General features: G+C 68.3%; 20 protein-coding genes. 9 read left to right on the top strand and 11 right to left on the bottom strand.

What is annotated here, in order from left to right:
• Positions 1-98: 98 nt before the first annotated feature.
• Entirely contained in the window at positions 99-335 is a 237-nt protein-coding gene (locus ACZ5M6_RS08130) for a hypothetical protein (RefSeq protein WP_066551015.1), read from the bottom strand.
• A 1,036-nt stretch (positions 336-1,371) separates the two neighbouring features.
• Here ACZ5M6_RS08130 and copC point away from each other — a divergent pair.
• Together copC and copD are read left to right on the top strand one after the other, a co-directional pair.
• Positions 1,372-1,734: a copper homeostasis periplasmic binding protein CopC gene (copC, locus tag ACZ5M6_RS08135; protein WP_066551017.1), complete on the top strand. Its 363-nt coding sequence runs from the start codon at positions 1,372-1,374 to the stop codon at positions 1,732-1,734.
• Positions 1,735-1,738: 4 nt separating this feature from the next.
• Complete coding sequence (gene copD, locus ACZ5M6_RS08140; RefSeq protein ID WP_066551019.1) at positions 1,739-2,659, top strand: copper homeostasis membrane protein CopD; 921 nt, start codon at positions 1,739-1,741, stop codon at positions 2,657-2,659.
• A 29-nt stretch (positions 2,660-2,688) separates the two neighbouring features.
• On the opposite strand, the gene ACZ5M6_RS08145 is transcribed toward copD, so the two are convergent.
• From ACZ5M6_RS08145 to ACZ5M6_RS08155, 3 genes are all read right to left on the bottom strand, one after another.
• A complete protein-coding gene (locus ACZ5M6_RS08145) occupies positions 2,689-3,825 on the bottom strand; it encodes an acyltransferase family protein (protein WP_201462409.1) in 1,137 nt (378 codons plus the stop codon).
• Between the two features lie 149 nt (positions 3,826-3,974).
• Positions 3,975-5,054, bottom strand: a complete 1,080-nt coding sequence (locus ACZ5M6_RS08150) for a PepSY-associated TM helix domain-containing protein (RefSeq protein WP_054765324.1) — start codon at positions 5,052-5,054, stop codon at positions 3,975-3,977.
• 7 nt (positions 5,055-5,061) lie between these two features.
• Complete coding sequence (locus ACZ5M6_RS08155; protein ID WP_287396173.1) at positions 5,062-7,194, bottom strand: TonB-dependent receptor; 2,133 nt, start codon at positions 7,192-7,194, stop codon at positions 5,062-5,064.
• A 159-nt stretch (positions 7,195-7,353) separates the two neighbouring features.
• Here ACZ5M6_RS08155 and ACZ5M6_RS08160 point away from each other — a divergent pair, with 159 nt between their 5' ends.
• Positions 7,354-7,743 (top strand): toxin-antitoxin system, antitoxin component, encoded by a 390-nt coding sequence (locus ACZ5M6_RS08160; protein WP_191555437.1) that lies wholly within the window; start codon positions 7,354-7,356, stop codon positions 7,741-7,743.
• On the opposite strand, the gene ACZ5M6_RS08165 is transcribed toward ACZ5M6_RS08160, so the two are convergent.
• Positions 7,706-8,866 carry an acyltransferase family protein gene (locus ACZ5M6_RS08165; protein ID WP_054765326.1) on the bottom strand — a complete coding sequence of 387 codons (1,161 nt, stop codon included), beginning with the start codon at positions 8,864-8,866 and terminating at the stop codon, positions 7,706-7,708. The two genes, ACZ5M6_RS08160 and ACZ5M6_RS08165, sit on opposite strands and share 38 nt — an antisense overlap.
• 283 nt (positions 8,867-9,149) lie before the next feature.
• Positions 9,150-9,425: a metal-sensitive transcriptional regulator gene (locus tag ACZ5M6_RS08170; RefSeq protein ID WP_287396179.1), complete on the bottom strand. Its 276-nt coding sequence runs from the start codon at positions 9,423-9,425 to the stop codon at positions 9,150-9,152.
• A 108-nt stretch (positions 9,426-9,533) separates the two neighbouring features.
• Here ACZ5M6_RS08170 and ACZ5M6_RS08175 point away from each other — a divergent pair, with 108 nt between their 5' ends.
• The 6 genes from ACZ5M6_RS08175 (at position 9,534) to ACZ5M6_RS08200 (ending at position 17,715) form a co-directional block, all read left to right on the top strand.
• Positions 9,534-11,882, top strand: coding sequence for a heavy metal translocating P-type ATPase (locus tag ACZ5M6_RS08175; protein WP_054766888.1), 2,349 nt, complete (start codon positions 9,534-9,536; stop codon positions 11,880-11,882).
• A gap of 274 nt (positions 11,883-12,156) precedes the next feature.
• Positions 12,157-12,837 carry a DUF305 domain-containing protein gene (locus ACZ5M6_RS08180; protein ID WP_054765328.1) on the top strand — a complete coding sequence of 227 codons (681 nt, stop codon included), beginning with the start codon at positions 12,157-12,159 and terminating at the stop codon, positions 12,835-12,837.
• A 49-nt stretch (positions 12,838-12,886) separates the two neighbouring features.
• Entirely contained in the window at positions 12,887-13,378 is a 492-nt protein-coding gene (locus ACZ5M6_RS08185; protein WP_224761373.1) for a DUF305 domain-containing protein, read from the top strand.
• A gap of 137 nt (positions 13,379-13,515) precedes the next feature.
• Positions 13,516-15,318 carry a copper resistance system multicopper oxidase gene (locus ACZ5M6_RS08190; RefSeq protein ID WP_054765329.1) on the top strand — a complete coding sequence of 601 codons (1,803 nt, stop codon included), beginning with the start codon at positions 13,516-13,518 and terminating at the stop codon, positions 15,316-15,318.
• Positions 15,315-16,838, top strand: a complete 1,524-nt coding sequence (locus ACZ5M6_RS08195; RefSeq protein WP_224761375.1) for a copper resistance protein B — start codon at positions 15,315-15,317, stop codon at positions 16,836-16,838. The genes ACZ5M6_RS08190 and ACZ5M6_RS08195 overlap by 4 nt, the downstream gene beginning before the upstream one ends.
• 139 nt (positions 16,839-16,977) lie before the next feature.
• Entirely contained in the window at positions 16,978-17,715 is a 738-nt protein-coding gene (locus ACZ5M6_RS08200) for an HAD family hydrolase (RefSeq protein ID WP_165906565.1), read from the top strand.
• A gap of 160 nt (positions 17,716-17,875) precedes the next feature.
• Here ACZ5M6_RS08200 and ACZ5M6_RS08205 read toward each other — a convergent pair whose 3' ends face one another.
• From ACZ5M6_RS08205 to ACZ5M6_RS08225, 5 genes are all read right to left on the bottom strand, one after another.
• A complete protein-coding gene (locus ACZ5M6_RS08205) occupies positions 17,876-18,286 on the bottom strand; it encodes a copper resistance CopC family protein (RefSeq protein ID WP_066551038.1) in 411 nt (136 codons plus the stop codon).
• A 25-nt stretch (positions 18,287-18,311) separates the two neighbouring features.
• Positions 18,312-18,647, bottom strand: a complete 336-nt coding sequence (locus ACZ5M6_RS08210; RefSeq protein ID WP_066551041.1) for a hypothetical protein — start codon at positions 18,645-18,647, stop codon at positions 18,312-18,314.
• A 108-nt stretch (positions 18,648-18,755) separates the two neighbouring features.
• On the bottom strand, positions 18,756-19,334 hold the full coding sequence (locus tag ACZ5M6_RS08215; RefSeq protein ID WP_054765333.1) for an RNA polymerase sigma factor: 579 nt from the start codon (positions 19,332-19,334) through the stop codon (positions 18,756-18,758).
• Positions 19,335-19,342: 8 nt separating this feature from the next.
• Complete coding sequence (locus tag ACZ5M6_RS08220; RefSeq protein WP_054765334.1) at positions 19,343-19,780, bottom strand: Spy/CpxP family protein refolding chaperone; 438 nt, start codon at positions 19,778-19,780, stop codon at positions 19,343-19,345.
• A complete protein-coding gene (locus tag ACZ5M6_RS08225) occupies positions 19,780-20,061 on the bottom strand; it encodes a hypothetical protein (RefSeq protein ID WP_066551049.1) in 282 nt (93 codons plus the stop codon). Before ACZ5M6_RS08225 ends, ACZ5M6_RS08220 begins: the two co-directional genes overlap by 1 nt.
• Positions 20,062-20,100: the final 39 nt, after the last annotated feature.

Consider the following 20,100-nt stretch of genomic DNA (forward strand, 5'->3'; position numbering starts at 1 on the left):
AGCTCTCGGACGCGTCGAACAACGCTTTCCAAGCCGGTGGGGATTGCTCGAAGAGGTGCAGAAGACCGGATATCGGCGCTCGACGACGGTCGAGGACGTTAGTGCAGTACCTCGCCACCGACAGGATCGACCTGTCTAAGCTGGCCTGCCGCGTCCTGGACGAAAACTTCGACGGTCTCGCCCTTTTCGATCAACGTGGTAGCGCGGACCAGGGCTGACTCGATGGCGTCGACGCTGAAATCGAAGTGGCCGGCGTCTCGGCCATCGCGGAGGACGCGCCAATCGCCTTCGCCTCGAATGACTGTGAACTGGATGGTGTCCGAAAGCGCCGTCAAGAAACTGCTCCAACTGCGAGCCTGGGTGACGATGGTTTCAGCTTACCCGACGTTTCGGGAACGGTTCAAACCAAACACCCCTCAAGGTTGACCCTCGCCGCTGGCGTCGCCGAAATGGGGGTACGGAAGGCATGATCCGTTGGCGGGTGATTTGCGACGGCGGCGCAAAACCGAGTGCGACTAAGCTTCTGCGGCATCGAACGGATCATCGGCGGTCTTCGGCCGAAGGCGTCTAGTGACCTAGGCTGGCGGTCGCACGGCGCAGACGACGCCGATGGCGCGCCGCAGAAGTAGGCTCGGGTTCGGCAGGGTTCGCAGCTGAAGTCGATCTGAAAGCGGAGACGGTGCGCTTCGTCGGAAGAGAGCCCAAACCAATGTGTGCAGACCGGCAGGTCGGATAGCGCAGGCGCCGTGGCGCACCAGCCTCTACCCCGCGTGGTTCTCAGGCGCCCTGTTCCTTCGATTCTTGAGGATCGGGTTCACAGTCTGCGGCGAGCCTGTGGTGCCTGTCGTTATGGCGCGTTGCGAACTGATGGGTAAGGCTCGCGGGATATCCAGTGACCGGTTGAACCGACTGCTAGCGTTTACGCAGGCGCTGGTGGGCCCCGAAGCGCATGAACTTTCGACTATGCGCCGACGAGCAGTAATCGGCGAATTCTCGCGTGATGCTCGAGTTCCGCGTCTAGGCGATCGGCGAGGCGGCGCTTAGCGACCTGCGGTCTGCGACGCGGCGGCGCCTCTACAAGGCGTTGTCGTCCAGACCGGCGCCCTGCCGGTGACAGCGGTTGAGCGGACCCGCTGTGCCGAAGCGCGACTGGACCGTGACTCACTTTGTCCGGCCTTCCCTTGGTAGATGTGTCTCTGCTTGCCGGCCGCCACCAACTGATCCGGTTTAAATCCCTGAAGCCGAGTTTGTGGATGAACCCGCCGTCGAGTGTTTTTGTCGGGGGCCGGCCGGCTTCAGTTTCATTTCGTGAGGGGCGGGGGCGCGTGCCGCGTAAGAGACAGTAGGGGCGTCCCTTCCTAGGAGTTTGAGTTGACCCGTTTCAAAATCGCATCGCTCGCCGCGACCGTCGCGGCGCTTTCCCTGGTCGCCGGTCAGGCGGATGCACACGCGCGTCTCGTGAGCGCCACGCCGGCCGCCGGCGCTGCGGTCGCGGCGCCGCGCACCATCAGCCTCACCTTCAGCGAGCGCGTGGCGCCGGCCTTCTCCGGTTTCGATCTCGTCAATGCGGCGGGCGCGACCATCCGTGTCCAGACACGGGTGTCCGAGGACGGCAAGACGATCTCGGGCGCTCCGGCGAGGCCGTTGGCGGCCGGGGCCTACGTGGTCAACTGGCGGGTGGCGTCTCCGGACGGGCACCGGATGACGGGGTCCACCAACTTCTCGGTCCGCTGATCAGATGGAGACAACGGTCGTCCTGCTGAGGCTGGGGCAGTACATCGGCGCCGTCCTGCTGTTTGGCGTCCCCCTGTTCTTCGCGTTCAGGATGCCCATGTCGGACGCGGCCGCCGAAAGGTGGCCGCGAACGACGCTGCTGGTCGCCGCCGTGGCGACCGTCCTGGCTGCTCTCGCCAACCTCGTGGTCCAAACCGCCGTGATGGCGGGATCGCTGACCGAGGCGCTGAAGCCGGAGTCGCTGTCCTACGTGGCATTCGGCACGGGCCTGGGCGTCGGCTTCCTGGTTCGCGCGGCGATGGCCCTTTTGGCCGCCGTTCTGCTGATCAGTCTGAAACCGGGACGCGGCGGCTGGATCGTGCTGACCGTCGTCGGCGCTGTGGTCAGCGCCAGCCTGGCCTGGACCGGTCACGGCGCGGCGACGGAAGGCGCGGGCCGCTGGCCGCATCTGATCGCCGATGTCGTTCACGCGCTCGCCGCCGGACTCTGGCTCGGCAGTCTGGTCGCGTTGTTCCTGATGCTGCGGACCCGCCACGGGCACGCGGCGGGCGCGCCGGTGACTCACGCCGCCCTGGAGGGGTTCGCCGGTCTGGGAACGCTCGCCGTCGTCCTGCTGACGATCACGGGTCTGGTGAACAGCGCCTATCTGATCGGGTTCAGCCGGCTCGGGAGCCTGTTGACGACGCCCTACGGCGTTCTTCTGATCCTGAAACTCGTCCTGTTCGCCGGCATGCTGGCCCTAGCGGCCTCGAACCGCTTTGTCCTGACCCCGCATCTCGGATCGGCGCTCGAAGACGATCACGCCCGTCCGCTCGCCTTGCGCCGCCTGCGGCGCAGCCTGGCGCTGGAGACCGTGCTGGCGGCCCTGCTGCTTCTGATCGTGGCGATCATGGGCACCCAGGCGCCCCCCGCCGCCATGATGTGAACCTCGCCGAGCTTTTGTGAAGGATCGGCCTACAGCGCGGGAACGGGAGACTTGGCCGCGGGGGAGGTCGATCGCGACCCCGACTGCGGACGATTGAACCAGGCCTGGGTCGGTCGGTCGAAGGCGTAGCGGAAGACGGCGGCGCCGCCGAAAGCCGCGGCCAGGCCGACCGCCCAGGCGGTCCATTGCACTGACGGACTCCAACTCCGCCAATCGACGGCGTCGAGCACGCCGAACCACACGATCCGGATCACTTCGTTGGTCAGGAAGATCGCGAACGCCATCAAAGCGAGGTGCTCGACCAGCCTGGACGGGCTCCGAACCGGCAAGGCCCCGGTGGCGAAGATGATGACGGTCAGGAGGCCGAGGGTCGCCAGATTATGGGGTCCCAGAGCCTGCAGACCCGCCACAGCGACCACGGCGGAACCGCCCAGACCGGCGGCCAGACGGGGCGGGCAATAGACCTGCCGGGCGAACAGAGCCACGGCGACGCCGAGGGCGAACAGCGGAAAGGCCCGCAGGAAGCCGAGGCGCAACGGCATCTCGTAGATCGGCAACCCGAAGGCGGCGTGGGCGGACAGGTTGGCGGCGAGCAGCCCGCCCACCCCAAGAGCGAGGATCAGCCATGGGGACAGGCCGCGCGCCGCGCGAGCGAGGAAGGGCAGGCTGACGTAACAGCCCAGGAGCGCCGAGAGCGTCCAGGTCGGCGCGTTCCATCCCTCTCCGCCCGGCACCCCATAGGCCTGCACCAGAAAGAACTGGGCGGGAAACCGGGACCAGTCGAACCATTCCGGGTGGCTGGGTGTTTGGCCCAGGATCGCCGCCGTCAGCACCAGCCCCGCCAGGGCGAGGCTGACGGTCATGTGGGCCGGAACCACCCTGAGAAATCGCTGACGGTAGAAGACGGAAAGCGGAATTCGCCGGTTCGCGAGCCGCTCGCCGTAGACGCGGGCGAGAACGTAGCCGGAGTCGATGATGAAGAAGTCGGTCAGCAGATAGCCGCGGTCGAAGACCGGATGGAAGAGCGGCAAGGGGATCGGAGCGGCCTCGCGGAAGTGATAGAGGACGATCATCGCCCCCACGACGAAACGCAGAAGGTCGAGCCAGCCGCCGCGCGCGATCGGCGGCGGGCATCGGCGCTCAGGGTGTGCTGGATCTTCCGTCATCCAGCCATCATCCCCTACAGGCGCCAAGGAAGGCTTGCCCGACACGGTGAACGAGGCCTTGCCGCCGGTGGTCCCGCATAGGGGTTCGCGCGGGGCCGTGTGAGTGCATCAGGCCTGGAGTGGCGACCGGCGGAGGGTAGGGCCGTGGATCAGGCAGACCCTTCCGCTCCCTCGCGCGCTTGTCCTCGGCGGGTCGGTTTCGACCGAGGCGAGCGCCGTCGGGGTTTTCCCAGGAATGCCCAGGCGCCGACCAGCCCCAACGCCGCCATGGCGACGCCGCTGAGCGCCGTCACCGCGTCATAGAGCCAGCCGCCGACCGAACTGGCGTGCAGGGGGTAGAAGGCATTGTAGGCCCGCACGCCGCTCGGCAGGGCGTTGGCGTCGGAGGTCGCCACCGCCCGGCTGGTGGCCGGATCGATGGTCACGGTCGTGCGGCCGTTGGGGTGCCACTCGCCGGGCTGCTTCAGACGGATCGTGGCGGGCCTGCCCGGCGCGGCGGGGCGGACGGCCATGCGCGGGGTCGCTTCAGGGAAGCGGGCCTGGGCTTCCGTCAGCGCGCGAGCCCAGTCGACGTCTCCCGTCCCGACCACCGGCGCCGGCGGCGCCGGGACGGCCCCCAGCAGGGCTTGGGTCGTGCCGTGAAAGACGATGGCCCCTCCGGTGAGGCTGAAGACGACCAGCGGGATGGCGAAGATCAGGCCGAGATTACGATGGCTGCCGATCAGTTCGCGCCGGGCCCCCGAGCGGGGCCAGACCCGCCAGCCGGTGGCGCGCCAGGCGGGAATCCAGACGATCAGGCCGGTCAGGATCATCAGCGCGAGGGCCAGGCCGGCGCCGCCGGCGACCAGCTTGCCGGTGTGACCGGCCAGCAGCTCGTGGTGCAGGTCGAAGATCCAGGTCTCGGCTCGCGCCGCGCCGCGCCAGCTGTCCACCACCTTGCCGTCGGCGTCGGCGTAGCCGAAATCGTCGTCGGCCAGGTAGAGCCGGTGAACGCCGACCGCCCCGCCCGGCAGGACCACCGAGGTGAGGCGGGGCTCGGCCGCCTCGAGCCGGTTGAGCGCCGCACCCAGACGGGCGGCATCGAGATCGATCTCGGCGCGCGCGGCGGGGACGGTGGCGCGGATCCAGTCGTCCTCGAACACCAGCAACGATCCCGTAAGGCCGAACAACACGGCCAGGATCGAGAGGGCGGTCCCGGCCCAGGCGTGGAACGTGCGGATCGCGCCCATCACCGGCTCAGAAACTCTGGGTCAGGGTCAGGGTGGCCGTGCGCCCGCGACCGGCGAAATAGCGAAGGTTGTCGGTCGGGCCCTGAGTGTCGGAGAAATAGGAAATGTACTGCTCGTCTAGCAGATTCTGAACCCCCAGCGACACCGCGCCGAAACCGGTCTCGTAGAGGGCCACGGCGTCGAACACGGCATAACCCTCGAAGCCGTTCGCCGCGGGCTCGCCGTCGAAGTCGCGCGCGAGGAAGGTCTGGGCCTGAAGGCGCAGGGCGATCGGGCCTGTCTCGTACTCGCCCCACAGCAGCAGGCGGTCCGGCGAGATGTTGGCCCCGTTCAGGTCGCGGTCCAGGTCGCCGTCGCCGTCGCTGTCGCTCTGGCCGTCGAGCGCGGCGTAGCTGCCGCCAAGGGTCAGGGCGTCCGTGGCGCGCCATAGACCCTTCAGCTCCAGTCCATCAATCCGCGTGGGCTGCCGCTGCACCTCGAAGATGCCCGAGGGCAGGCGGTTCAGCAGCGAGCCGCGTTCGGCCTCGGACCGGAACACGGCGGCGGACAGCTCGACGCGCGCACCGCGGTATTCCACCCCGACCTCGGTGTTGTCCGACACGACCGGTTCGACGTTGAGGAAGGTGTCGACGTCCTGGTTTGGACGGTTGATGCCGCGCAGCACCCGACCGACGTCCGGCATGGTGAAACCCTGGGCGAAGGAGCCGTGGACGAGGAGAGCCGGCGTCACCTCGAAGGCGGCGCCGACGTTGAACAGGGTCTCCTCGAAGCCCGGCTCGCCGCCCGCCACCGTCTGAGGGCCGTAGGCGTACAGGGTCTGGAAGTCGTCGACCTTAAGCTTCGCCGATTCGTGCCGCACGCCCGCCGACAGGCTGAGGCGGTCGGCCAGGACCGACTGATTCAGCTGCAGGAAGGGCGACAGGCTCTCGTAGGCCGTCTCGGGCACCCAGTTGCGCCCGGTCAGGATCAGTTCCTGATAGGTCCGGTCGCGCAGGCCGTCGAGGCCGACCAGTGCCTTCAGGCCCGTCAGGCCGGGAACCTGGCCCTGCCAGTCGATCTTGAAGCCCAGTTTTTCCGAATTGTTGGCCGACTGGTCGAACAGGGTCCCGACCGGGGCGATGCGGGGATCCTGGAAGTCGGGGAAGCTGCCGCCGCCGAATACGCCCTGGTAATCGTGGGCGAAGACCTGGGCCCGCAGGACGCCGCCGAACAGGTCGCGGTCGGTGTAGGTCAGGGCCGCAGAGGTCACCGCGTTCGAGGGCTGCTCGCCCGGCGCCGCGCCGCGCACGGCGGTGGTCGGGACGCCCGTCGCCCGGTCGCCCGCCACGGTCACATAGTCGCCGTCGCCTTCCAGATCGAACCGGTTGACCCAACCCTCCAGCCGGCGATCGCCGTCTAGATCCCAGCCGCCGCGCGCGAACAGCGAGAGGACCTGCGAGTCCTGCACCTCGCCCTGGGCGCCGTCGAAGCCGATGCGGCGGCCGTCGGCGTCGTAATAGGCCCCGCGGGTTTCGAAGACGGCGCCCAGGGTCAGGTCCAAGGCGCCGAAGTCACGTCCGCCGATGGCGGCGATCTTGGCGCCGACGCCGTCGCCCTGCAGCTCATCGTCGGTTGTGATCTGGGCCATCATCCGGCCCGTCAGGCCTTCGCCCTCGGCCGGCGTGCGGGCGGTGACGTAGTTGACCACGCCGCCGGTGGCCCCGACGCCCTGGATGGCGTTGGAGCCGAAGATGACCTCGACCCGGTCGATGAAGAAGGGATCGATGGTGTAGCCGTCGCGGCTGTCGTCGCGCAGCGGCGTCGACTGCGGCACGCCGTCGACCAGATAGAGCGGCGAACGCCCGCGCAGCGTCTCGCCGAAGCCCGACAGCTTCTGCCGCGTCGGCGAGAAGGAGGGCACCAGGGCCGCCACCGTGTCGACGGCCGAGGCGGCCAGCGCCGTCTGCTGGGCGATGGCCTCGGCGTCGATGAGCTCGACCGTGGCGGCGATCGCGGAACGGGGGGCTTCGATCCGGGAGGCGGTGACTACCACCTGATCCAGAAGCGTCGTGTCCGGGGTGGGGTCCTCCTGAGCCGCCGCGGGAAGCGCGGCCAGCAGCAGCGGCAGAAGGGCGCCGGTGGCGAGGAGACGAGGGGACATGGAGCACTTCAGTGGGAACGACATAGAGGGCGTCTGACCACAGGCCTTCTTGCGAGTCAATCGCACTCGCATCTAGCCAGCCTGGCGTTGGCTTCTTCGTGGCTATCACAGGGGCCGAGCAGCGCTTGACCTGCGGGGCGGCGAGAGGAAAAGAGGTTGATGGCCAAATACGCGCCTCTCGCAACCTATCTGCGGCGTCAAAGGCGGACCGAAGTGGTGCTGACGTTCCGCGATATCGAACGCATCATCAGCGGCCTTTTTCCGAAGGCTGCGGCGACGGAGGGCTGGTGGAAACCTGAGCGCGGCGCGCCCGCGACGCCACAGCATCTCGCCCTGGCGGACGCCGGCTTCGTGGCCGAGCCGCATCTCCGAACGGAGACGGTGCGGTTTATCCGCGACGGAGGTCCTCGCGACGGGTCGATCGGAGGTCGGGATCGGCCGGTTCTCGACGACGGCGGTGTCATCGCCAACGAGCGGACGGCCGTCGCGAAGAGCGAAGAGACCGGTCGGCTCAGCGGTCGCCAGGCTCACGGAGCGCCGGCGGGCTGAGCGCGGCCGGGGCGAGCTCGTCGCGACGCCTGTCGAACCGGCGCCTTATCCAGGTTCGGCCGGGCTTTTCGACGAGCAGATGCAGCGCCGCCGCGATCAGGGCCGTGGCGATGAACAATCCGATCAGTTCGACCGGCGTGATGCGGAAGGTGCTGTCGACGCCGCGCAGTTCGGCCACGACGCCCTTCCAGGCCACGATCACCGGCATGTGCACCAGATAGAGGGCGAAGGACGCTTCTCCGGCGAAGACAAGGCCCGGGGCGGCGAGGGGGCCCTCGCAATCCGCCCGCGCGAGCAGGGACCAAGTCAGAATCACGGGGGCGGCGAGGGCGACGATGATGCGATCGTCCAGTGATAGCTGCATCGCGCCCAGCAGCAGGACGGTCGTGGACAGGGCGGCCGCGGCGGCCACGGGCGGGCTCCAGCGCCAGCGATGGCCCAGCCCGTAAAGCGCCATGCCGACCAGGAATTCCGGGGCGATCCGGAGAATGCCGAGCGAGTCCTCGGCTCGCGGAAGAACCTTGCCGAACGCCTGGACGTAGAAGGCGTCGAGGACGACGAACGCCGCGGCCCCGATCCCCAGCAGCACCCAGGGCCGCGTCCGCAGACGCAGGGCCAGCCAGGCGTAGGCGGGGAACAGCAGATAGGCGAACCATTCCGCCGACAGCGACCAGCTCGGCCCGCTCCAGTTCAATTCCGCATCGGTCGGAAACCAGGCCTGGATGAGAAACAGCGTCTGGAAGAAGGCCAGCAGCCCATAGCCCTCGCCGTCGAAGCGAACGCCCGCGGCGGTCGCGCCCAGCACCATGATCAAGGCGCCCGTCAGAACCGCGACGTGCAAGGGGTAAAGCCGCGCCAGCCGGGCGACGATGAAACGCCGGTAGCTGAAACCGCCGCTTGCGAAGGCCGGGCCGTAGACGTGGGCCAGGATGAAGCCCGACAGCATGAAGAAGGCGTCCACCGCCAGCCGGCTGCGCTCGATAATCGGGCTGAAGCCCAAGGCCGGATCCCATTGGAGCTGATAGTGAAACAGCACCACCCCCACGGCGAGGAAGGCGCGCAGACTGGTCAGAGCCCTGAGATCGGCGGGGTAGCCGTCTCGGGTCGGCGGTACGGATGTCATTCGCGATGGCCCCCCAAGGGCGGCGGATCAGCACCGCCGCCATATTGAGATACGCATCGGGCGGAAACATCCCTCATGCGCGACGCCAGACGGGGCCGGCCGGTCATACGGGACGTCCAAGTCTGGCTCGGGGCTCGGAATGCCCTCGGCCGGTTTGCCAGCCTGGACCGCTGCGCTCTAGGTGAGGCCGCCCCCCAAGACATGTCATGTCCCTCAGCCGGACGAGAGGATGTCCAGGCCGACCGCCTGGCCTGGCGACCGAACGCCGGAAGTCCGTCCCTGACTAGCGGGAAGCGCGGCCGAGAAGTTCGATCAGTTCGGTCGCCTTGGCCTTGCGGTCGGCGAGATCGTCACCCGCGATCGCGCCCATGACGCAGTGATCCATGTGGTCCTTCAAGACCTCGCTCTCGACGCGCGCCAGCGCCGCCCGCACGGCCTGGAGCTGGGTCAGGATGTCGATGCAGTAGCGGTCCTCCTCGACCATTCTGGAAAGGCCACGCACCTGCCCCTCGATCCGGTTCAGGCGGTTCAACACCTTCGGCTTGACCTCGATCTGCATCCTATTCCTCGTTCCGATCGTTCGATCCTAGCTCACCGCCACGCCTTGCGCGATACCCATGCGGGGTATATTTTTAACGGTGAAGTCGTCCGAGGAGCCGCCATGGCCATGTCTTCCCCCTCCCAGCCGGCCGGCCGCGGCTGCTGTTCGAACATGGCGCCTCAGGCCGAAGGGCGGGCAGTCGATCCGGTGTGCGGCATGACCGTCGATCCGGCGACCGCGGCGCATCGGACCGCCCACGAGGGGCAGGCGTATTTCTTCTGTTCGGCGGGCTGCCGGACCAAATTCATGGCCGACCCGGCTCGTTATCTCGGCGAGCGGCCTGAACCGGCTCCCGTCACGCCCGGTGCGATCTACACCTGTCCGATGCATCCGGAGGTGCGCCAGGAGGGACCCGGCTCCTGTCCGATCTGCGGCATGGCGCTGGAGCCGGAGACGGTCACCGCGGAGGCGCCGGTCAATCACGAACTGATCGACTTCACCCGCCGCCTTTGGATCGGCGCGGTTCTGACGCTGCCGGTCTTCGCGCTCGAAATGGGCGGCCATCTGACCGGGCTGGCGATGCGGATTCCGGGCCAGACCTCCAACTGGATCCAGTTCGCCCTGGCGACGCCGGTCGTCCTGTGGGCCGGCTGGCCGTTCTTTCAGCGGGGCTGGGCGTCCCTCCGCAAACGCAGCCTCAACATGTTCACCCTGATCGCCATCGGCGTCGGCGCGGCCTGGATCTACAGCGTGGTCGCGGTGCTGGCGCCGCATCTGTTCCCGGCGGCGGTCCGGCGGATGGACGGCAGCGCGCCGGTCTATTTCGAGGCGGCGGCCATCATCACCGTCCTGGTGCTGGTCGGCCAGATCCTGGAGCTTCGGGCGCGCGAGCAGACGTCAGGGGCCATCCGCGCGCTGCTCGACCTCGCCCCTAAGACCGCCCGGCGGGTTCGCGACGACGGCGGGGACGAGGACGTCACCCTCGACCTGGTCGCGGTCGGAGACCGGCTGCGCGTCCGTCCCGGCGAGAAGGTGGCGGTCGACGGCGAGATTCTGGATGGGCGGGTGACCCTCGACGAGTCCCTCGTGACGGGGGAGTCGATGCCGGTGACCCGGGACATCGGCGACAGGGTCGTCGCCGGATCGCTCAACAAGACGGGATCGTTCGTGATGCGGGCCGACAAGGTCGGCGCCGACACCCTGCTGGCCCAGATCGTCCAGATGGTCGCCCAGGCCCAGCGCAGCCGCGCCCCGATCCAGCGGTTAGCCGACAAAGTCTCGGGCTGGTTCGTCCCTACGGTGATCGGCATCGCGGTTCTGGCCGCGGTCGTGTGGGGGCTCGCCGGCCCCGAACCGCGGCTTTCCTACGCGCTCGTCGCGGCGGTTTCGGTCCTGATCATCGCCTGTCCCTGCGCCCTGGGGCTCGCCACGCCCATCTCCATCATGGTCGGGGTGGGGCGCGGAGCCCACGCCGGAGTGCTGATCAAGAACGCCGAGGCGCTGGAGCGCTTCGAAAAGGTCGACACCCTAGTGCTCGACAAGACCGGCACCCTGACGGAGGGGCGCCCCTCGGTGACGGCCGTCCGGCCAGCCGATGGGTTCGACGAGGCCGAGCTTCTGAGACTTTCCGCCAGTCTTGAGCGGAGCAGCGAGCATCCGCTGGCGGACGCCGTCGTTCGGGCGGCGAGCGACCAAAATCTGGTTCTGTCCGAGGCGTCGGACTTCGACAGCCCCGTCGGGCGCGGCGTCACCGGGGTCGTCGACGGCCGCCGCGTGGCGCTCGGCAACAGCCGTTATCTGGCCGAGATCGGCGTCGACGTGGGGACGCTGGAGGTCGAGGCCGAAGCGCTTCGCCAGGAGGGCGCCACCGCCATCTTCGTGGCCGTGGACGGGGCTGCGGCCGGCGTGCTGGGCATCGCCGATCCGGTCAAGGCGACCACCGCCGAGGCCATCCGCGATCTGAAGGCGTCGGGGCTGCGTCTGGTGATGATGACCGGCGACAACCGCACGACGGCCGAGGCGGTGGCGCGCCGGCTCGGCATAGACGACGTCCAGGCCGAGGTCCTGCCTCAGGACAAGGCGGCGGTCGTCGAGCGGCTGAGAGCGGAGGGTCGGATCGTCGCCATGGCCGGCGACGGTGTGAACGACGCCCCGGCCCTGGCCGCCGCCGACGTGGGGGTGGCCATGGGGGCCGGGTCGGACGTGGCGATCGAAAGCGCCGGCGTCACCCTGCTGGGAGGCGATCTCCAGGGCCTCGTCCGGGCGCGCAAACTGTCCCGGGCGGTGATGAGCAACATCCGTCAGAACCTGGTCTTCGCCTTCGGTTACAACACCCTCGGCATTCCGATCGCGGCGGGACTGCTCTACCCGGTCTTCGGCCTTCTGTTGTCGCCGGCCCTGGCGGCGTTGGCGATGGCCCTGTCCTCCGTCAGTGTTATCGCCAACGCGCTGCGGCTCCGGGCCGTCCGACTCTGATGGATGTCCCCTGGCCAGAAAGCCGTCGCAGACGAGAGCCGCGGGGGGGCGCCAATACGCATTCCGGCGACCGATCCCTCGCCTGATCCAACGGCGTTCGGGAATATTTAATCACGGCGGAACCGTGGCGCCGGGGCTGGATTACGCTGGACGATGTCCGGCGTGGGCAGTCGGGGCAAGGGACCAAACTCGCACCCGCCGCAGCGTTGTCGGACGCATCGTTCGTCTGGCCGTCCGGCGATCCGCCGGCGACCCCCTCAAGCGGAGACGCCCTATGCTCATCCCGACTTTCACCCGCACGTCTCTCCTGGTCGCCGGCTGTTCCGCTCTCGTTCTGGCGGCCTGCAGCCCGTCGGCGGAACCGCCGGCGAACACGGAGGCCGAAGCCTCGGCTCAGACGCAGGAGCCGATGGCCATGGCGCAGACTCCGTTCTCCGCCGCCGAGGCCAAGATGCACGAGGCCATGATGTCCGCCATGGGCGCGGATGCGGGCGAGACATGGGCCCGCAAGATGATCCCTCACCACCAGGGCGCGCTGGACATGTCCGAGATCGTGCTGAGGGACACACAGGACGCGGATATCCGTCGCATGGCCCAGAAGACCATCGAGATGCAGCCCGGCGACATCGCCGAGCTGCGGCGCTGGCTTGAAACGAACGTGGGCGCCGCCGCCGGCGCGGCGGCTCCAGGCGGAAGCGCGGAAAATCCATACGCGACGGCCGAGGCCGAGATGAAGGACGCCATGATGGCCGCGACCGGGGCCGACACGGACCAGACCTGGGCTCGCAAGATGATCGCGCATCACCAGGGCGCCCTCGACATGGCCCAGGTGGTGTTGCGCGAAAGTCAGGACGCCGACATCCGGCGCATGGCGCAGAAAACGATCGAGATGCAGACCGCCGACATCGCCGAGTTGCGCGCCTGGCTGGACTCCCATCCGGCCGGCGCTGCCTGATTGGCGATCGGAATGTGATTGAAGAGCGTTGTCGCGAAAGGACCGATCCATGGAAAAGATGAAGACGATGGACTCAAAGATGAAGACGATGGACTCGATGAAGGGGAGCTACCGTTCCTTCGGCGTCGAGCTCATCGTGGATTTCATCATCATGTACCTGGTGATGTACACGATGATCGCGTCCCTCAATCACTTCTATTTCAACCTCAACAACGTCTACATGACGCTGATGATGGTGTCGCCGATGGCCATCCTCATGCTGATCTTTATGCGATCGATGTATCCGTCGAAACGGACCAACCTTCTGATCGGCGGAGCCGCCGCCCTGGTGTTCGCGGTGAGCTTTTACGGCATGCGGACCCAGGCGGCGGTGGGCGACACCGAGTTCTTGAAATCGATGATCCCGCACCATTCCGGCGCCATCCTGATGTGTCAGCAGGCCTCGCTGACGGATCCGGAAGTGCTGGGTCTGTGCGAGGAGATCGTCAGCTCCCAGGAGAGGGAGATCGCCCAGATGAAAGCCATCCTGGCGAGGCGCTGATCCAGCGCTAGGCGACGGGAGTTTCCGGCCCGGTCGGCTCTGCGGCAGCGTGTCGCGAGGGCCGACCGGGTCGCCTGCGTAAAACCATATAGATCGTCGCCTCGCCGAGGCGCGGTTCTGACTTTGAGGAGTATCTTATGAAGCTGGATCGTCGACTGCTGCTGCGCGGCGCCGTCGCGGGCGGCGGTCTCGCCGCCTTGCAGGGCCTGATGCCCGCCTGGGCGCAGACGGGCTCGCCGGGGCTGCGGTCGGACCTGCCTACCCTGACTGGGCCGAATATCGATCTGACCATCGGTCAGACGCCCTTCACCGTGAACGGGCGCACCGCGACGGCCACGACCATCAACGGCGTGCTGCCGGCGCCGGTGTTGCGGCTGCGCGAAGGCCAGAACGTCCGTCTGGCGGTGACGAACACCCTGGACGAAGACACCTCGATCCACTGGCATGGGATTCTTCTACCCTTCCAGATGGACGGGGTGCCCGGGATCAGCTTCCCAGGCATCAAGCCGCGCGAGACCTTCGTCTACGAGTTTCCGATCAGGCAGTCCGGCACCTTCTGGTATCACAGCCACTCCGGCCTGCAGGAGGCGCTCGGCCACTACGGGCCGATCGTCATCGATCCGGCCGGCGCCGATCCGGTCGCCTACGACCGCGAGCATGTGCTGGTCCTGTCGGACTGGAGTTTCATGCATCCGCACGAAATCCTCGACAAGCTGAAGAAGAGCCCCGGCTACTTCAACCGGCAGCGCACGACCCTGGCGGGCCTCTTCTCCGGCGAGGACCGCATGAGCCTGGAGGAACGGCGCATGTGGGGCCAGATGCGGATGGACCCGCGCGACATCCTCGACGTCAGCGGATCGACCTACACCTATCTGATCAACGGCCATGGGCCGCAGGAGAACTGGACCGGCCTGTTCCGGCCCGGCGAGCGGGTGCGGCTGCGCATCATCAACGCCTCGGCCATGTCCATCTTCAACGTCCGCATCCCGGGCTTGCCGATGACCGTGGTCCAGGCCGACGGCGAGAACGTGCGCCCGGTCGAGACGGACGAGTTCCAGATTTCAGTCGCCGAGACCTACGACGTCATCGTCCAGCCGACCGAGGACCGGGCCTACACCATCGTGTCCGAGGCCATTGACCGTTCCGGCATGGGGCGGGCGACCCTTGCTCCGCGCCTGGGCATGACCGCCGAGGTCCCTCCCCTGCGCGAGGTCCCGAACCTCACCATGCGCGACATGGGCATGGGCGGAATGGATCACGGTTCGATGGACGGCATGTCCGGAATGGATCATGGCGCGATGACCGGCATGGATCATGGAGCCTCGACGCAAGGCGGGGCTCCGATGGGAGACATGGGCGGCATGTCCATGAGCGGAATGAACATGCGCGACCCTGAAAACGCTCCGCCAGACATGGCGGTTGGCGTCGGCGTAGACGCCATCGCCATGGATCCGGCCAATCGCCTGGGTGAACGGCCGATGGGGCTGGAAGACGTCCCGCACCGGGTGCTGGTCTATACCGACTTGGTGTCGCTAGTCCCCAACAGGGACCAGCGCCCCCCGTCGCGCACGATGGAAATCCACCTGACCGGTAATATGGAGCGGTTCATGTGGGGCTTCGACGGCCGCAAGTTCAGTGAGTTGGTCGAGCCCATCCGTTTCGAGCGCAATGAGCGAGTGCGGGTGACCCTCGTCAACGACACCATGATGGCTCACCCAATCCACCTGCATGGCCACTTCTTTGAGTTGGTCACGGGCGGACCGGCCGGGCATCAGCCGCTCAAGCATACCGTCAACGTCGCCCCCGGCGGCAAGGTGACCTTCGATCTAACCGCCGACGCACCGGGCGACTGGGCCTTCCACTGCCACATGCTGATGCACATGCACGCGGGCATGTTCAACGTCGTCACCGTCCGCCCGATGTCAGGAGCCTCGTCATGATCCGTCGGTCCGTGGGTCTCGTCCCTCTGCTCCTCGCGGCCTCGGCCGGCCCGGTGTTCGCCCAGAGCCACGCCGGGCACGGCGCGGCGGCTAACGCCGTCCAGACCGCCGTCCAGCTGCCCGCCGGTTGCGTCCGGCGCGGCGCGCCGACGGCGGATCCGTCCCGCGTCGGAACGCCCGGGGCGCCGGTCTGCCCGACCGGCGCCGTGCCCGAGCGCGCGCCGGCGTCGGCGGATCCCCACGCCGGGCACGACATGTCGACGATGGGCCAGACCGCGCCCGCGCCGGCCATGCCGGCGGGACATGACATGTCGACCATGCAGAGCGGCCAACAGCCGGCCGCCGCCGGTCAGCCGGATCCCCACGCCGGGCACGACATGTCGACGATGCGGCAGACCGCGCCCGCGCCGGCCACGCCGGCGGGCCACGACATGTCGACCATGCAGAGCGGCCAGCGGCCGGCCGCCGCCGGTCAGCCGGATCCCCACGCCGGACATGACATGTCGACGATGGGCCAGACCGCGCCGGCGCCGGCCATGCCGGCGGGACATGACATGTCGACCATGCAGAGCGGCCAACAGCCGGCCACCGCCGCTCAGCCGGATCCCCACGCCGGGCACGACATGTCGACGATGCGGCAGACCGCGCCCGCGTCGGCCATGCCGGCGGGACATGACATGTCGACCATGGGGCAGATGCCCCCGGGTCATGACATGTCGGCCATGGCGATGCCGCCCGACGTGCCGACCAGCGCGGACAACCCGGGACGCCCTCCGGAAATGCCCCTTCCGCCCGGGGCGACCAGCGGCCCCGCTCACGCCGCCGATACCCTGTTCGATCCCGCGGAGATGGCGGCGGCCCGCGAACAGCTTCGCGTCGAGAATGGCGACGTGCGGACCACCGCGGTGATCATTGACCAGCTCGAAGCGAGTTTCGGAGACGGCGAAGAAGGCTACGCGCTGGACGCGCAGGGCTGGACCGGCGGCGACATCAACCGCTTCTGGTGGAAGTCGGAAGTCGAGGGCGACTTCGACGGCGAGGTCGAGGAAGCCGAGATCCAGGCCCTTTACAGCCGGGCGTTCCGGCCCTTCTTCGACTTCCAGACGGGTCTGCGACAGACCTACCGTCCGGAGGGCGATCGAACCGATCTGGTCGTGGGCGTTCAGGGCCTCGCGCCCTACTGGTTCGAGGTCGATGCGGCGGCCTTCCTCTCCAACAAGGGTGAACTCACGGCGAGGGCGGAGGCCGAATACGATCAGCGGATCACCAACCGCTGGATCGTGCAGCCTCGCGCTGAAGTCGTGCTGTCGGCCGAGGACATCCCCGAGCTCCGGATTGGATCCGGCCTGACGTCGCTCCAGATCGGGGCTCGGCTGCGGTACGAATTCCACAAGGAGTTCGCCCCCTATGTCGGCCTGGAATGGACCAAGAGCTTCGGGAATACGGCGGACTTCCTCGAAGCCGATGGGCGAAGCTCGGAAGACACGCGCCTCGTCGTCGGCATCCGGACGTGGTTCTAGCGAAGGTCGGCGGCGGCGGGCCTCGTCTGATCCTTGGCCCCGATAGGCGGTCGCGGATCGTCGCCGAGGCGCGGCGTCCCCGGTCTCGGCGGCTGGAAAGGACGGGGAGGTCTCGGTGAGGCCGCGGCCCCTCTCGGCCGTGGTCATCGACCTCGACGACACCCTACTCTCGGCCTACCGCCGGCCGGATCTGGCCTGGCGGAGCGTCTGCTTGACGATGCAAGCCGAGTTGGGCGGCCTCGCCCCGGATGTCGCGGCGCAGGCGCTGACGCGGGCCGGGCAGGCGTTCTGGCGCGACCCGCGGTGTCATGAGTTGGGTCGCGCCGACCCACAACACGCGCGGCGCCTCATCGCGACAGTGGCCTTCGAGACCCTGCTTCGGGAAGGCCATCCCGCACCGGCTTGCGAAACGGTCTCGAGCCTCGCCGACGCCTTCAGCCGGCGGCGGGACGAAGAGATGCGGCTCGAGGCGGGGGCTGAGGCCCTGCTGCTCGACTTGCGCGACGCGGGCTATCGCCTCGCGCTTCTCACCAACGGCGCCGGACCGTTGCAGCGCGCCAAGATCGAACGGTTCGGTCTCGAACCGTATTTCGATCACATTCAGATCGAGGGCGAAGTCGGCGTGGGAAAGCCCTTTCCCGACGCGTTCAGGCGTGCGTTCGCCGCCCTGGCCGTCGAGGCTCCCGAGGTCTGCGTGATCGGCGACAGCCTCGAATGGGACATCCGTCCGGCCAAGGCTCTGGGCTGTCGGACCGTGCTGTATGATCCGGAACGGGCCCTTGAGGCCGAACCCCGTCGCAGCGACGCCGACGTGGTGGTCAGGACCTTGACGGGCCTGGCGCGTTGTCTGCCTGCGCTTCACACTCAGCGTGAATGAAGGGTTCGGCGTGCGGGATACCGCCGCGTCGCTTTTAAGCCGCCCGCGATCGAGGTGCGCCAGATCGACGATCCGATCGCGCAAGAAAAGCGCCGCGCGGCGAGCCGCGCGGCGTTCCCCACTTCGGTTTCGGCCCCTCAGGAGGCGGGAGGCCGCCTCCTCAGTGAACCATGAAACGGACGACGCCGTTCATCTGATGGCCGTCGGCGCCCTTCGCGGTCCAGGCGGCGGCGTAGGTGCCGGGCGCGAGGGCCGGAAGCGGGGCGCTGACGGTGACCGCGGGTGCAGCCTCCGCTGACAGGGCCACATCGACCGCCTGGTTCGACGGTCCGCCGGTCAGGCGAAGGGACGTCAGGACCATGGCGTGCGGGAAAGTCGCCGAGAAGGTGGTCGGGGCGGAGGACAGCATGGCGTTGTCCGCCGGAGTGGTCGCCACGCCATTGGCCGGCGCCTGCATGGCGGCGTGGTCCTGCGCCGACATGCCGGCATGCGACTGGCTCTGGGCCTGGGCGGCCGACAGAGGAGCGAAGGCCGCGAGGGCGGCGAGAGTGGCGAGTATTGAACGGTTCATCGAAAACTCCTGGACTTCAAGCGAACTACTGTTTGGGCGGCATGGTCATGCCGTCCATCTTCGACATGTCATGGCCGGCCATCGGATCGGCAGGCGGCGGTGTCGGCTCTGGCGCGGGCGCGGGCCGGGGGGCCGGGCGGGGCGCCGATGCCTTGGGAGGCGCGGCCGGGGTTGATGCGGCAGGGGCGGGCGTGGCGGCCTGCGGCGGCGTCGCCTCGGGGGTTGCGGCCGGCACGGCTTCCATCGGAGCCATCGCTGAAGCGTCCGGCGTCGGCTCGGCGTCCACCGGTTGAGGCTCGGCGGCGGGCTGGCAGGCGCCCAGGGTGACCGCCGCGGCCGCGGCGAGGATCGGCAATCTCATGTGGCAAGCTCCTGATAAGAGGGCGACGGTCAGGTATTTCCATCGACGCCTTCATACTGGTTTACGCGGGCGAGCGCCGCAGCCCTCGCCGTCCGGCCTTCATCCGCGTCATTTCGGAGCCGGCGGGACGTCGCCCGCGCCGCCCAGGACATCGAACAGCTTGCGACGGGCGCGCGCCACGCGCGTCTCCACCGTCTTGACGGTCACGCCCAGAATTTCGGCCGCTTCCGCCTGGCTGCGCCCCTCGATCGCGGTGAGCAGCAGCGGGGCCTTGAGATGCGGCGGCAAAAGGCTGATCGCCTCGTTCAGACGGGCGAGTCGGTCGCCGGCCTCCATCCGTTCATCCGCCGGCTCGTCGCCGTTCGCCACGGCCAAGGCTTCCGGCGATGCCAGATCGACGTCGCCCCGGATCAGGCGTCGGACGAACCGGCGGCGGCTCCAGTCCCGGCATTTGTTGAGCGCTATGGTCCGGATCCAGGCTTCGAAGGGCCGGGTCGGGTCATAGCGGCGGATGTTGATCCACGCCGCCGCATAGGTCTCCTGCAACAGATCCCACGCATCCTGTTCGTCGCCGACATAGCGCCGGACGAAGCGGAACAGGGCCGTCTTGGTCTGCTGCATCAGCGCGCCGAAGGCCGCCCGATCGCCGCCGGCGGCGCGCGCTGACAGGTTCGCTGGACTCTCCACCCGGAACGCTAGCCTTCGTCGGGCGCGAGAGCCGCCACGATGCGGTCGTCGAAGACCTCGGCCTGGGCAGGGGTCAGCACCGACCGCATCTCGAAGACGTGGGCTATCGTCTCCTTCTGAAGGGCGCCCATGGCGACGTGGAAATGGTCGACCGCGGCCTGAACCGGGGGACCGTCGCCGTCGCTCTGTTCGATCGCGCGCGCCAGCTCGAGGTTGGCCGCGCGGACATCGGCTTCGAGCGCGGGCCGACGCGCTGCGAACCGGGCCTCGACCGCCTCGATGCGCGTCAACTGGTCAGGCGACAGCTTGAGATCGTGGTGCACGATGTCGTGCAGGGACGGCGGCTCGCGCCGGCTCAGCACCCAGCTGGCGCTGATCCAGGTGCCCGCGCCGCTGGCGACGGCCGCCAGCACGGCCGTCAGGACGATCGCGCGCCAGCCGCGCATCACCGCCCGGTTTCCAGTCTCACCAGAGGCGACAGGCCCGCATCGACCGTGAAGATGGCCATCTCTCCCGGCGGGCTCGGCGCGGCGGCCGCGCCGACGCCGCCCGCCGTCAGACCGGTGGCGAGGGCCACGGCGACCGCGCCGAGACGGACCTGCGTGGCCAGTCTTTCGCCGCGAAGCGTCTCGACCCGGCTCCAGACCAGCGGTTCGAGCCCGTCGAGCGACCGGCCGATGGGCGTCATCGCGGACTCGGCCAGAATGTCATCCAGTTTAAGCGACATCGAACACTCTCCTTGCGCCCCTACATCCTACTACGGCCA

It is taken from the genome of Brevundimonas sp. Br13, assembly GCF_055391505.1.

Bases quoted from the DNA above. Each gene is read 5' to 3' on its own strand.
- copD (WP_066551019.1), top strand. From the start codon at position 1,739: ATGGAGACAACGGTCGTCCTGCTGAGGCTGGGGCAGTACATCGGCGCC.
- ACZ5M6_RS08145 (WP_201462409.1), bottom strand. From the start codon at position 3,825: ATGACGGAAGATCCAGCACACCCTGAGCGCCGATGCCCGCCGCCGATC.
- ACZ5M6_RS08150 (WP_054765324.1), bottom strand. From the start codon at position 5,054: ATGGGCGCGATCCGCACGTTCCACGCCTGGGCCGGGACCGCCCTCTCG.
- ACZ5M6_RS08155 (WP_287396173.1), bottom strand. From the start codon at position 7,194: ATGTCCCCTCGTCTCCTCGCCACCGGCGCCCTTCTGCCGCTGCTGCTG.
- ACZ5M6_RS08160 (WP_191555437.1), top strand. From the start codon at position 7,354: ATGGCCAAATACGCGCCTCTCGCAACCTATCTGCGGCGTCAAAGGCGG.
- ACZ5M6_RS08165 (WP_054765326.1), bottom strand. From the start codon at position 8,866: ATGACATCCGTACCGCCGACCCGAGACGGCTACCCCGCCGATCTCAGG.
- ACZ5M6_RS08170 (WP_287396179.1), bottom strand. From the start codon at position 9,425: ATGCAGATCGAGGTCAAGCCGAAGGTGTTGAACCGCCTGAACCGGATC.
- ACZ5M6_RS08175 (WP_054766888.1), top strand. From the start codon at position 9,534: ATGTCTTCCCCCTCCCAGCCGGCCGGCCGCGGCTGCTGTTCGAACATG.
- ACZ5M6_RS08180 (WP_054765328.1), top strand. From the start codon at position 12,157: ATGCTCATCCCGACTTTCACCCGCACGTCTCTCCTGGTCGCCGGCTGT.
- ACZ5M6_RS08185 (WP_224761373.1), top strand. From the start codon at position 12,887: ATGGAAAAGATGAAGACGATGGACTCAAAGATGAAGACGATGGACTCG.
- ACZ5M6_RS08190 (WP_054765329.1), top strand. From the start codon at position 13,516: ATGAAGCTGGATCGTCGACTGCTGCTGCGCGGCGCCGTCGCGGGCGGC.
- ACZ5M6_RS08195 (WP_224761375.1), top strand. From the start codon at position 15,315: ATGATCCGTCGGTCCGTGGGTCTCGTCCCTCTGCTCCTCGCGGCCTCG.
- ACZ5M6_RS08205 (WP_066551038.1), bottom strand. From the start codon at position 18,286: ATGAACCGTTCAATACTCGCCACTCTCGCCGCCCTCGCGGCCTTCGCT.
- ACZ5M6_RS08210 (WP_066551041.1), bottom strand. From the start codon at position 18,647: ATGAGATTGCCGATCCTCGCCGCGGCCGCGGCGGTCACCCTGGGCGCC.
- ACZ5M6_RS08220 (WP_054765334.1), bottom strand. From the start codon at position 19,780: ATGCGCGGCTGGCGCGCGATCGTCCTGACGGCCGTGCTGGCGGCCGTC.
- ACZ5M6_RS08225 (WP_066551049.1), bottom strand. From the start codon at position 20,061: ATGTCGCTTAAACTGGATGACATTCTGGCCGAGTCCGCGATGACGCCC.